The sequence below is a fragment of the Hominenteromicrobium sp. genome, assembly GCF_046974225.1.
Taxonomy (GTDB): Bacteria; Bacillota; Clostridia; order Oscillospirales; family Acutalibacteraceae; genus Hominenteromicrobium; species Hominenteromicrobium mulieris.
The window spans coordinates 1-11,577 of record NZ_JBKWAE010000008.1 but is presented as its reverse complement, the minus strand read 5'-3'; the positions used below and the strand labels follow the sequence as shown (position 1 = coordinate 11,577).

At 48.9% G+C, this 11,577-nt stretch carries 12 protein-coding genes, 3 tRNA genes and 1 rRNA gene; 4 read left to right on the top strand and 12 right to left on the bottom strand.

What is annotated here, in order from left to right; translation table 11 throughout:
• Positions 1–69 precede the first annotated feature (69 nt).
• The 5 genes from ACLTX1_RS07510 to ACLTX1_RS07490 all read right to left on the bottom strand — a co-directional run bounded on the left by ACLTX1_RS07510 (position 70) and on the right by ACLTX1_RS07490 (position 5,550).
• Positions 70–1,731, bottom strand: a complete 1,662-nt coding sequence (locus tag ACLTX1_RS07510; RefSeq protein WP_412330702.1) for an extracellular solute-binding protein — start codon at positions 1,729–1,731, stop codon at positions 70–72.
• Positions 1,732–1,826: 95 nt separating this feature from the next.
• The gene (locus tag ACLTX1_RS07505) at positions 1,827–2,732 is read right to left on the bottom strand and encodes a carbohydrate ABC transporter permease (RefSeq protein ID WP_412330701.1); all 906 of its coding nucleotides are present in this window, start codon (positions 2,730–2,732) and stop codon (positions 1,827–1,829) included.
• Between the two features lie 50 nt (positions 2,733–2,782).
• Positions 2,783–3,739 carry an ABC transporter permease gene (locus ACLTX1_RS07500; protein WP_412264681.1) on the bottom strand — a complete coding sequence of 319 codons (957 nt, stop codon included), beginning with the start codon at positions 3,737–3,739 and terminating at the stop codon, positions 2,783–2,785.
• A gap of 222 nt (positions 3,740–3,961) precedes the next feature.
• Positions 3,962–4,087: a hypothetical protein gene (locus tag ACLTX1_RS07495; RefSeq protein ID WP_308449951.1), complete on the bottom strand. Its 126-nt coding sequence runs from the start codon at positions 4,085–4,087 to the stop codon at positions 3,962–3,964.
• Between the two features lie 305 nt (positions 4,088–4,392).
• On the bottom strand, positions 4,393–5,550 hold the full coding sequence (locus ACLTX1_RS07490) for a Gfo/Idh/MocA family oxidoreductase (protein WP_308449952.1): 1,158 nt from the start codon (positions 5,548–5,550) through the stop codon (positions 4,393–4,395).
• Positions 5,551–5,724: 174 nt separating this feature from the next.
• Between ACLTX1_RS07490 and ACLTX1_RS07485 the strand changes: the two genes are divergently transcribed.
• On the top strand, positions 5,725–6,534 hold the full coding sequence (locus ACLTX1_RS07485; protein WP_308449953.1) for an AraC family transcriptional regulator: 810 nt from the start codon (positions 5,725–5,727) through the stop codon (positions 6,532–6,534).
• 158 nt (positions 6,535–6,692) lie between these two features.
• Here ACLTX1_RS07485 and ACLTX1_RS07480 read toward each other — a convergent pair.
• The 3 genes from ACLTX1_RS07480 to ACLTX1_RS07470 form a co-directional block, all read right to left on the bottom strand.
• A tRNA-His gene (locus ACLTX1_RS07480) sits at positions 6,693–6,769 on the bottom strand.
• A 4-nt stretch (positions 6,770–6,773) separates the two neighbouring features.
• A tRNA-Arg gene (locus ACLTX1_RS07475) sits at positions 6,774–6,850 on the bottom strand.
• A 45-nt stretch (positions 6,851–6,895) separates the two neighbouring features.
• Positions 6,896–6,970 (bottom strand) — tRNA-Gly (locus tag ACLTX1_RS07470).
• A gap of 306 nt (positions 6,971–7,276) precedes the next feature.
• Between ACLTX1_RS07470 and ACLTX1_RS07465 the strand changes: the two genes are divergently transcribed.
• Genes ACLTX1_RS07465 through ACLTX1_RS07455 form a run of 3 tightly spaced genes read left to right on the top strand, consistent with a single transcriptional unit; the run spans position 7,277 to position 9,723 of the window.
• Positions 7,277–8,362 carry an MqnA/MqnD/SBP family protein gene (locus ACLTX1_RS07465; protein WP_395507347.1) on the top strand — a complete coding sequence of 362 codons (1,086 nt, stop codon included), beginning with the start codon at positions 7,277–7,279 and terminating at the stop codon, positions 8,360–8,362.
• A 19-nt stretch (positions 8,363–8,381) separates the two neighbouring features.
• A complete protein-coding gene (locus ACLTX1_RS07460; protein ID WP_308449955.1) occupies positions 8,382–9,164 on the top strand; it encodes an ABC transporter permease in 783 nt (260 codons plus the stop codon).
• On the top strand, positions 9,148–9,723 hold the full coding sequence (locus tag ACLTX1_RS07455) for an ATP-binding cassette domain-containing protein (protein ID WP_308449956.1): 576 nt from the start codon (positions 9,148–9,150) through the stop codon (positions 9,721–9,723). Before ACLTX1_RS07460 ends, ACLTX1_RS07455 begins: the two co-directional genes overlap by 17 nt.
• A gap of 303 nt (positions 9,724–10,026) precedes the next feature.
• Here the strand turns inward: ACLTX1_RS07455 and ACLTX1_RS07450 are convergent, their stop codons facing one another.
• The 4 genes from ACLTX1_RS07450 to ACLTX1_RS07435 form a co-directional block, all read right to left on the bottom strand.
• Complete coding sequence (locus tag ACLTX1_RS07450) at positions 10,027–10,236, bottom strand: hypothetical protein (protein WP_343285228.1); 210 nt, start codon at positions 10,234–10,236, stop codon at positions 10,027–10,029.
• Between the two features lie 27 nt (positions 10,237–10,263).
• Complete coding sequence (locus tag ACLTX1_RS07445; RefSeq protein ID WP_308449957.1) at positions 10,264–10,752, bottom strand: GNAT family N-acetyltransferase; 489 nt, start codon at positions 10,750–10,752, stop codon at positions 10,264–10,266.
• Positions 10,736–11,077: a hypothetical protein gene (locus tag ACLTX1_RS07440; RefSeq protein WP_412330700.1), complete on the bottom strand. Its 342-nt coding sequence runs from the start codon at positions 11,075–11,077 to the stop codon at positions 10,736–10,738. Before ACLTX1_RS07440 ends, ACLTX1_RS07445 begins: the two co-directional genes overlap by 17 nt.
• Positions 11,078–11,414: 337 nt before the next feature.
• Positions 11,415–11,577: ribosomal RNA gene (locus ACLTX1_RS07435) — 23S ribosomal RNA — on the bottom strand; the annotation flags it as partial.

The window sequence follows — 11,577 nt, the reverse complement described above, 5'->3', positions numbered from 1 at the left end:
AAGGCCGGAACAGCCTTCAGGTCCTGCTCGAAAGCTTTCCTAAAATCTCAACAAATCAATAATTGTCCATTAGCCCGCGTTATTGTAAACATCCAGAGCTTCCTGATAAATCTCCATTAAACGCTCCAGGCCCATTTGGTTCAACTGATCCACATAGGCATCCCACTGCTCGTCGATGCCGCCGTTGACAATCCAGCTGGCCCAGGTCTCGTTAACATACTTGTAAATGTCCACCGTCAGAGAAGAAATCTCTTCGGACTGTTCAGCGGTGTAGTTCACAACAGGATAGGGCTTTGCCACAAATTCCTTCATCATCTCGTCTTCCTTCAATTTAGCGCCGTCACCGCTATTCTCGGGAAGAGTGATCTTCGCTTCAAACTCGGGGGTCACATACTTCGGACCGTAGTCGCGGGGGCAAATTTCCCAGTACCACTGGTCGCCGTTCTTTCCTTCGGGAGGATCCAAGAAGGTAATGTTGCCGTCCTCGTCCTTATTCAACGCCACACCGTAGGGGCCCCAGTAAGACTGGACAGAAATGTCATCGGTAGAGAAGTAATCCGCCCAACGCATAGCCACTTCGGGATGCTCACAAGCGGTGGTAATGGTATACTCGTTGCGATGATAAATGATGATTTCATCGTTGCCGCGGATGTAGCGGTCGCCGTTAGGACCGGCCAGCGGAAGCATCGGAACATATTCGTCCGAATGAGGCTGAGTAGCAGAGGAGGTTTCCCAAGCGATACCGGTACCTACCAGAGATACATCTGCGTTTTTCCATTTTGCGTCGGACATGGAACCATCCTGCGTGATGAACTCCGGATCCATAATGCCTTCTGCGTATAACTTATGGAAGAAAGCAACTGCTTCCTTATAGCGCTCGTCAGCCGGAATGAAAACAGGCTTCAGCGTCTCCTGATCCAAAGCCAGGAAGTTCTCCTGCAAGCTGTCCGTGAGGCCCCAGGGGTTGATGTAGCGGATCCAGTCAAACAGACTCGTCTTAGCGCTGCCGGTCAGAGGAATCTCGTCGTTCGGATCACCGTTGCCGTTGGCGTCCTGCTCCTTAAAGGCCTTCAGCACTTCGTACCACTCGTCCACGGTGGTGGGGATTTCCAGGCCCAAACGATCCAGCCATGCCTTGTTGATAAAGGGCGTATCGCAGCCCTTCGGACGCAGAGGCTTCTTACCGGGCAGAGTATAGATATGGCCGTCCGGATTGGTAACCATCTGACGCATAGTGGGCTCTGCCTCCCAAGCCGCCTTGATGTTGGGGCAATACTTTTCTACATATTCTTCCAGCGGAATGAACATGTCAAGGTTGGTGGCAATGTCATTATCCTTCAGAGCATTGTCTCCGAAGAATACGTCGGGCAAATCACCGCTGGCCAGCAAGAGCGACTTCTGCTCACCCCAGTCCGCATCGCCTGCGTACTGCCAGTTGATCTTGACGTTGGTGTCCTTTTCCATCTGCTGGAACATGACGTTGTCTTTAAAATCCATCGTATTGGCGCCTTTGACGTAAAGGAAAGTTAACTCCACGGGTTCTTTGACAATAGGCAAGCCCGTTTCATTGAAGTTATCGTCCCCTGTTGCAACCTCACCTGAAGTGCCGCCACTTGTCTGTTCCTTACTGCTAGAGCTGCTGTTGCCACCGCCGCCACAGCCTGCCAGCATGGAGGTAACCAGGGCCAAACAAATCAGGCTTTTTCCTAGCTTTGTCCACTTTTCTTTCATGTTTGCATCTCCTCACTATAGGATTTTTTATTTGACGGTGAAATCCTCAGGGTATATTCCCAAGGTAACGTCACAGAGTGATTTGGGGAGAAAACTCACCCCTTGATTGCGCCGATCATTACGCCCTGACTGAAATATTTCTGTACAAAGGGATACATGCACATAATCGGCACGGTGGTAACGATGATAACGGCGTATTTCATCAAATTTGCCAAACGCATGGCCTCCTGAGCAGCCATGCCGTCACCGGCACCCACCAAAGACTGGTTCGTGATCAGGATATTTCTCACCACCAGCTGCAGCGGTTTTAAGTTCTCGCTGCGTATGTAAACCAGAGCATTAAAGTAAGAGTTCCACTGCGCCACGGCAATGTAAAGAGCAATTACAGCGATTACGGCTTTGGAGAGGGGAAGAGCGATGGAGAAAAAGAATCGCAGGTTCCCACAGCCGTCAATCTGTGCTGCATCCAACAAATCCTTTGGCAAGCTGGAGTCAAAAAATGTTCTGGCCACAATCATGTTGTACACCATTACGGAGAAAGGCAAAACCATAACCCAGAATGTGTCATATAAATGAAAATCTCGAATGGTGAAGTAAGTAGGAATCAAGCCGCCGTTAAAGAACATCGTGAATATGAAATAAAACGTGATTAACTTGCGGCCTACCAGATCTCTGCGAGACAGAGAGTATGCTGCAGAGATGTTGACAATCAGGCCGATGGCTGTTCCCACTACCGTGTAAAGGATGGTGTTCCAATAACCCATCCAGATACTCCCGTGACGCAACAGCTCTTTATATCCGTCCAGCGTGAACTGGCTGGGCCAGAACCACACGTTGCCGTTAGACACTTCAGAAGGGTTACTAAAAGACGCAATGATGATAAAGTAGATAGGATACGCAATCAGCAGCAAGATCAAGCCGCAGATTCCGTACAGAATAATGTTGAAAACAACATCTGCCATGCTCACTTTTTGTGATTTATGTATTGTTTGTGCGCTCATAATGCATCCGCCTCTTTTCGCTAAAAATTTTCAGTCCGCACGTTCTCCGCTTACCACAAACTTGTGTCTCCAAGTTTTTTGGAAAATCCGTTGACCAGAAGTAACAATACAAAGTTAATAACGGTGTTGAACAGGTTTACTGCCGCAGAAAGGCTGTACTGATTGCTGATCATACCGATTTTGTATACATACGTGGAGATTACTTCGCTGATACTGGTGTTCAACGGGTTCTGCATGAGATACACCTTTTCGAATCCCAGATTCATCACATTGCCTGCACGCATAATCAGCAGGATCACTGCAGTAGGAATCAGGAAAGGCACATCAATGTGCCACAACCGTTGGATCTTGCTGGCACCATCCACCGTTGCCGCCTCGTACAAAGAGGGATCCACCGCTGCCAGCGCCGCAATGTAGATAATGCTGTCCCAACCTGCGTGTTGCCACACATCACTCCACACATAGACGTGCTGAAAGGCGCTCGCCTCTCCCATGATGTTGACCGGATTCTGAACGCCAAGCACCCGGGCCAGATTTCCGTAGATTCCGTTGCTGGGGGAAAGAAGGATTAACATTATGCCCACCATAACCACTGTGGAAATAAAGTGGGGCAGATAGGTCACCACTTGCAAAACCTGCTTGAATCGTTTCACCCGGATCTGGTTGACCATCAGAGCTAAAATAATAGGGAACGGAAAGCCTGCAATCAAGCTATACAAGCTCAAGCTCACCGTATTCCAAATCAGGTTTTTAGATTGGAATGAGTTAAAGAATTTTTGAAAATTCAAAAGTCCCACCCAAGGGCTTCCCTGAATTCCCTGTGAAGGAGAAAAATCCCTGAACGCAATTTGCACGCCGTACATGGGCAAGTAGTTGAAGCAAAACAGCAACACGACCGCCGGAAGTAACAACAAGTACAATCCCCAATTTCGTTGAATCCCTCTGCCAGCTCGGTATAGCTTATACCGCCAACCTGACCGCTGTCTTCCCATTGGATTTTCTGTCATAACCCTCATCTTCCTTTCTCCATTATCTCTGACAAAGCTTTCACTTGTCAAATTGGATGTTGTGGCAATATTATAAAGCGTAAGCCCTGCAAACAAAATGGCTGAATTTATGATTGTTTACCACTTTTTATCTACTTTCACCCGATATTTATTCGAATTTGATAAAAGTCTTTTAAAAGGAGCACTTTTTCCTCCCGAAACTTCTCGTTTTCCGCCTGTGTTTTAACCGTCAAAAGCCATCGGCTGAGTCAGAGATTTGATTCTTACTTTTTCTTTTTGTACAACTGCGGCATTTCCGTTTTTTCTTTCTTGATATAAAGGGGCCATTTCCCGCGTCAATGTCAGCAAAAAAGATGGCTTTCGGTTGAGAATTTTGCTTCCGCGAAACAACAGCTCCCCCTTGTGTAAAGCCGGAAGACAGACAAAAGAAGAATATGGTTTTAAGCGAGGACTCAACCAATGGTCGGTTGTTTTGCTCTTTGCTTTTTGCTATTGTAAGGATGAATTTAACACTGACGGAGCGCTTCATTACGTAGCTACCCAACCTATGGGGAAATAGGTGTGTAAAAACAGACAGTAAAAGACAGCCGTGTTCCCTTCAAGGCAAGGGAATACGGCTGTCTGGTTGAATTTATGGATTCTAAAGAAGATTTCTATTCGAAAACAGGTACACGTTTTACCACGCCACCGTCCATGGCAGATTGGTGAGCGCAGATTCCTACACCGGTCCAGTAGGCGCCGTCAATATCGCTGGGAACCGGAGTTCGATCTTCCAGAATGCTTCGGACAAACTCGTGGACTAAATGAGGATGAGAACCACCATGGCCACCGCCTTGCAGGAACGATAGATGAGGATTGCTGTCATCATACACTGTTTGTTTGGTGAAGCGCCCAATTTCCGCCGGTAAACGATCTGCATAGTCGGGGATTTGGATACGTTCTTCCGTCACAAGGCCGCCTCGACCGTAATCGTTCATAACATGTTCAGCATTTGCACCAAGCGCCATGGAGAACAGTACCGGTTGTTCCGATTCCAACTGCTGCCATTCAAAACTTTTTCGTTCACCATATATGTTGAAACTTTCAGTGTAGCCTCGGGCTACGTGGTAGAGGAACCGAGCCATTTCAATGCTTACATCACTGTCTTTTAGGGAGATCAGAGCTGACTCAAAGGCGTATGGACAACCATAGGGAGCTTCCACTTCTTTACGTACTTTGCCGGAGCCCTTGCAATATACGGTTTCCGGACGCTTGCCCAACAACATCAGACAAGGCGCTACCGCATGGGTAGGATGCATCAGCGGAGGAAAGCCCAACCAGTAGTCCGGCCATCCTTCCATATCTTGATAATGCGCGCAGCGCATGAACTGTATTCTGCCCAGCTCTCCTTTTTCGTAAAGGTTCTTCACATACAGAAACTCTCGACCATAGACGGAGGTCTCCATAAACATATAGTGTTTCCCGCTTCTTTTTCGAGCATCGATGACTTGGTACAATTCATCGATACTCATTCCCATCGGAATGGTACAGGCACAGTGCTTTCCAGCGTTCATCACCTGTATAGATAGGGGAGCATGAGTAGCAGGCGGTGTTACCAGATGGACGGCGTCGATGGTTTTATCTTCCAACATGGCATTAAAGTCCGTCAAGCGTTCTTCCAGAAGAAACTTATCGCCAACCGTATTCAGCAGTTTTTCATTCGTATCTACTAACACCAAAGAATCTACGTCCGGGTGTTTCAGATAGATGGGTATAAATTCCGCGCCGAAGGAGACTCCTACGAGCGCCACTCTTAATTTACCGTTTTTCATGTTGTATCCCTCCTAGGATTCTTTGAAATGATCATACAGTGTATCCGAAAAAAAGTCTATGGAGAGAATGAAAATGGTATGGAATAAACGAAACTATTTATTGAATTATTGTCTGGCTCCTTTTAGGCAGACATATCATAAGATCATTTTACTGGAAAAGGCAGATGTTCAACCATGGATATAAAACAAACCGATCTCTACTGGTTTCAGTTAAACAAGGAGATTCGCGTGGAGGATGTCGATAAGTTTAGCGGCAATAATATGCATCCGGATAGAATGATGACGCAGTGGGTACTGGTATTGATGATCAGCGGAGAACGCTCTTTCCGTGTCTACGGTGAGAATTACGTCGTTCATAGCGGTGAATTTTTCCTGTTGCCTCCTTACGTGCAGCATTGCGGGCTTCAATATGATAATCATGCAGCCTATTTTGCTCATTTTCAGGCAACAGGTATTCAGGTTCCACCGCCTGTAAAGGTAGATACCAATCATATTTTGCTTCCGTTACATGGACAGATTCCTCTGGAGCTACCCTGCTTTGATCTGATGGAGTACGCGATTCAGCACCGAACATTGCCTTTTTCAAGCAAAAATTTTTTATCATCCCAAATTCAGGCGATTCTGTACCAGATTAGTTTCGCTGTGCAAAAAAGAGAGCTTTGGTGTAATTTGGAAAGCAGACTGGCCTACCGAATCTTACAATATATTGATGACAACAAAGACAAGCACTTGAAGAATCGGGATTATGAGGATACCTTTGGGAAAACATACAATCGTCTAAATACTATATTCCAAACCGTATATGGTATGACGATCAAACAAATGCAGGTAACCTTGCGTGTCAACCAGGCAAAGCGTATGCTCAGGTCCGGCTATACTATTTCTGAAACCAGTACAGCCTGTGGGTTTGAGGACTATTTCTACTTTTTGAAAGTGTTCAAAAACAAAACGGGGATGACACCATCCGAATATAAAAATTCCTGATCAAATCGGTAGTAACTGTGATTCCAATGGAAATTGTTTTATCAAGCCGCCGATTTGGTTCTAAAAAACGTTGCATTGTACTCACGAATAATAACACTTGTCCATTTTTAGGCAAAAAATAAGAGGATGTAACTGAAATCAGTTACATCCTCTTGATATGGGGTGGAAGATGGGATTCGAACCCACGGTCTCCAGTGCCACAAACTGGCGCTTTAACCAGCTAAGCTACATCCACCATATGGCGCGCCAAAAGGGACTCGAACCCCTGACCTACTGCTTAGAAGGCAGTTGCTCTATCCAGCTGAGCTATTGGCGCATATCTCTTTATGCCGCCCAAGGCAATCGTCCCTTTTCTGCGGGTTGGAGCGGGTGATGGGAATCGAACCCACACGACCAGCTTGGAAGGCTGGGATTCTAGCCATTGAACTACACCCGCATATTCTGCGACACTGATGATTATAGCACAGAAGGTTCCGTTCGTCAACCTGTTTTCTTCTATTTTTTCGCATATTTTTCGCGCCGGGCACCCTTTTTATTCCCGACGACGGGAAGTTTTCAAATTTTGCTTTCGTGTGTGAAACCGCCATACAAACTCCCTTCCGCTTTCAAAAGAAAAATCGCGCAGAAAATTGACAATTCGTTGACAATGCGCGCCCTTTTGTGCTACGATAATACTGTTCGCCGAGACAAACTCCCGAACGATTTCCGCGGCGGAATGCCGCAAAAGAAAGGACCGTTTCAAATGAAGAAAATAACCGCTGTTTTGCTCGCCATGCTGCTGTGCATGACGGTATTTGCAGCCTGCGGCCAGAGCGGTGCCGCCTCCTCCGAGAGCACATCTTCCGAAAGCAGCGTTGAAGCCACGGCAGAGCCCACCGCCGAGCCTACGGCTGAACCGACCGCCGAACCCACCGAAGCGCCGGAGGCGTTCACCCCCGCCACCTATGAAGTCGCTTCCCTCAAGGGACCGACTACCATGGGCATGGTCAAGCTGATGCAGGACGCCGAAAACGGCGAGACCGCAAACACCTACAACGTCACGATGTACGGCACCGCAGACGAAATTACCGCCGGCATCGCGAATAAGACGATCGACATTGCAAATGTACCGTGCAACCTCGCTTCCGTGCTGTACAACAAGACCGAGGGCGGCATCAAGATTCTCGACATCAACACGCTCGGCGTGCTCTACGTCGTTGAAACCGGCGAAAGCATCCAATCCGTTGAAGACCTCAAAGGCAAGACGATCTATTCCACCGGCAAAGGCACCACACCGGAGTTCGCGCTCAACTACATTCTGCGCGAAAACGGTATCGATCCCGAGACCGACGTGACCATCGAGTATAAATCCGAAGCGACCGAGGTCGCCGCAGCGCTTGCCGAGGCCGACGATGCCATCGCCGTGCTGCCGCAGCCGTTCGTCACCACCGCTATGATGCAGAACGACAAGCTCCGCATCGCGCTCAGCCTCACCGATGAGTGGGATAAGCTCGATAACGGCAGTACGCTCGTCACCGGCGTCACGATCATCCGCACCGATGTGCTGGAGGAAAATCCCGCCGCTGTTGAAAAGTTCCTCGAGGAATACGAAGCTTCCATCAACTATACCGAGACGAATGCGGAAGACGCTGCAAAGCTCATCGCACAGTATGAGATCGTGCCGAAGGAGCCCATTGCTTTAAAGGCTCTGCCCGGCTGCAACATCCACTTCATCAAGGGTGAAGAAATGAAGGAGAAGGTCTCCGGCTATTTACAGGTGCTCTTTGACGCCGACCCGAAGTCTGTTGGAGGAACGCTGCCCGATGACGCTTTCTACTATACGGAATAACCCCGCAAAGCAGAAAAAAGTGAAAACAAAGAAACAGAAAGCCATAGCCGCCACATGCGCTGTGGCTTTTTGGCTATTGGTGTGGCATGTCGTCAGCCTCTGCGTCGGCTCTGAACTCGTGCTCGTCTCGCCCGTAAAGGTCGTACAAACGCTGTTCACGGTCATTTTCGACCCCGATTTTTTAAAGACCGTGTGGTATTCCGCTGCGCGCATTTTAGGCGGATTTTTCACCGCGCTCACGCTCGGCACGGTGCTCGGGTGGGTCGCCTCGCGGTTTTGGGTCGTTGAGACTCTCCTGCGCCCCATCACGGCCGCCATTAAAGCCACGCCGGTCGCGTCGTTCATCATTTTGGTGCTGCTGTGGTTTTCCGGAAAAAATTTGTCCGTCATCATCTCCATGCTGATGGTCTTCCCCGTCATTTACATGAACGTCTTAGAGGGCATCCGCAGCGCAGACGAAGAATTGCTCGAAATGGCGCAGGTTTTCAGGCTCTCAGTCAGCAAAAAGCTGCTTTACATCTACCTGCCCGCCGTCGCGCCGTTTTTCGTCTCCGCCTGCTCCGTGTCGCTCGGACTATGTTGGAAAAGCGGCATCGCCGCCGAGGTCATCGGCACGCCGGACGGCTCCATCGGCGCGGTGTTTTATCAGGCCAAAATCTTTTTGCAGACAAGCGAGCTGCTTGCGTGGACGGTCGTCGTCGTCGCTGTCAGCGTCGCATTTGAAAAGCTTTTTATGCTTTTGCTGCGGTTGGTCTTAAAAAAGCTCAAAATGGAGGACGTGTTAAATGGCAAGCGTGCATAATCTCATCGTAAAGCGTGGTGAAGCGGAAATCCTCAAAAATTTCTCCGCCGAGTTTCCGGAGCACCAAGTCACCGCCGTTTCCGGGCGCTCCGGCTGCGGCAAAACCACGCTGCTCTCCGTCTTATTAAATCTTCTGCCTGCGGATTCTGGCGAAATCCATGGCTTTCAAAAGCCGAGCGCCGTGTTTCAGGAAGACCGGCTGCTGCCGTACCTCACCGCCGCTAAAAACATTTCCGTCGCCGCCGGGTGCACGGAAACAGCCGCAGAAAAAGCGCTTTTGCAGGTCGGGTTCGACCCCGAGGACCTCAAAAAGAACGCCGTGCAGCTCTCCGGCGGCATGGCAAGGCGCGTTTCCATCGTCCGCGCCATGCTGACAAGCGGTGACGCCGTCCTGCTCGACGAGCCGTTTAAAGGTCTCGACGATCTGACCCGCGAAAAAGTCATGCAGTTCGTAAAAGAAAACCTCAAGAACCGCACCACGATCCTCGTCACCCACGATCCCCGCGATGCCAAAGATTTAGCAGCCGCAAAAATCATCGAGATGGAAACGGAAAAATGATTTGCGCACTGTCGTAAATCACCGCGCCGCAACGTTAAAAGTTTTTGATCCAACTTTTTTCAGAAAGTTGGTCGCTTTCCGCAGAAAGCGAATTTTTTTGCCTGCATAAAAATCAGGAAAGGAGAGGAGACGGTCCAGTGGACTGTCTGCTCGTGGAAAACCCTATTAAGGGGATTTCCGATGGATTTGCATAGCAAATCCATAAAATGCAACAAGCGAAGCCCTGCATTCTCATCTTTCAAAGAAAAAGAATGCAGGGCTTTTAATTGTATCTATTTCTATTTTAAATTGCCACACAATACATCAAAAAAGCTTCTTAGAAAGGAACAAATTCAGCTCGTCATCGTTCACGCACGGCGCATATTGGTCCCACACGCGGCCCTCATACCACACGCCGGAGCCGTCCGGCACATACCCGCGCAGCACGTACATGCGCTGCGCCGCACCGTAGCCGCTATGCAGACCAACGCCCAGACACACCGTGTCCGAGGTCTCCGCCGCCAGCGCTTCCACCGCTTGATTTACATAACACTTGCGCGCTTACAATTTCTTTTCCATCACAAAGCTTCGCACCGTCATGCCGGCGCTTTCATAAAACCGCATCGCCGATTTATTAAACGACCACACCATCAGCTCCAAAGATTCCGCACCGCGGCGCTTCGCTTCCGCCTCGCTCGCATACAGCAGTGCCGTGCCGATGCCCATGCCCTGTGCCTGCGGCAACACGGCCAGTTCCTCCATAACCGCCCGCACACGCGACAAAGTAACCGCATCCCCGGCATTTCCCCGCATCACCGTGCGGGCAAGCCCTAAAATTTTGCCGTCTCGCACCGCACACAGCATGATTTCGTGCGGGTCATCGCACATTTTGAAAAATTCGTCTTCGCCGAGCGGGACATTCGTCTTTCTGTAAATATCCGGGCGATTTGCTTGGTGCAGCGCATGCACAAACGCAAAAATTTCCGCCGCCTGCGCGTAATCATCACGTCCGAGTGTGCGGATCTCAAAGTTTTCAACGTTCTTCGGCATAGCTTCTCCTCTCCTGCGGCGGCGCATCGAGCGTGACCGAAATATTATCCTTGGATATCCCCGTCTTCAGCGCAATATTTTTCGTGATCTCCTGCGCAGTCTGCCGCCGCATACGCCCGTTCCCCGCAGGAAACAGCGAGATCGTGATTTTCACACCGCTCATCCGTCGTTCTGCCTCACCACACTCCACAGGTGCAATTTTTTTGTTCCTCATACAATTTTCGGAGAAAGCCAAGCAATTTTCTTCTATTAAAGAATATTCCTCTTCAAAATATGCGGGTAAAACCGAAATTTTCAGTTTTTTTTCAATGCCCGTCACCGTCACGTCCCGCACAGCCTGCACGTCCTTGTCTTTCCATGCGCCCAAAAATTCGATCCGCACCATAATCAGCATTCCTCCGCATCATTCAAACATGGCACAAACGCCCTGTCACCCTGTAACTGCGTTACCAATTGTCAACGTATTTTCCTCGCAGTCCAAATTCCTTTATTATTATACTTTGGACAAAACCACATTTTTAAATCGGAATCGTTTTCAATATAACAAAAAACAGGATACACATTTGTGTATCCTGTAGGTTTCATATACCCTGAAAACTGAATAAAGGGAGAAGCAAGAGTAGAATGGGAGAAGAAAGCGCAATCTTGAACCAAGAAGGGTTATGGTCAAGCCCTCGACCTATTAGTACTGCCAAGCTGAACACGTTACCGTGCTTACACATGCAGCCTATCAACCTTGTAGTCTACAAGGGGTCTTACTAGCTTACGCTATGGGATATCTAATCTTGGAGTCGGCTTCACGCTTAGATGCTTTCAGCGTTTATC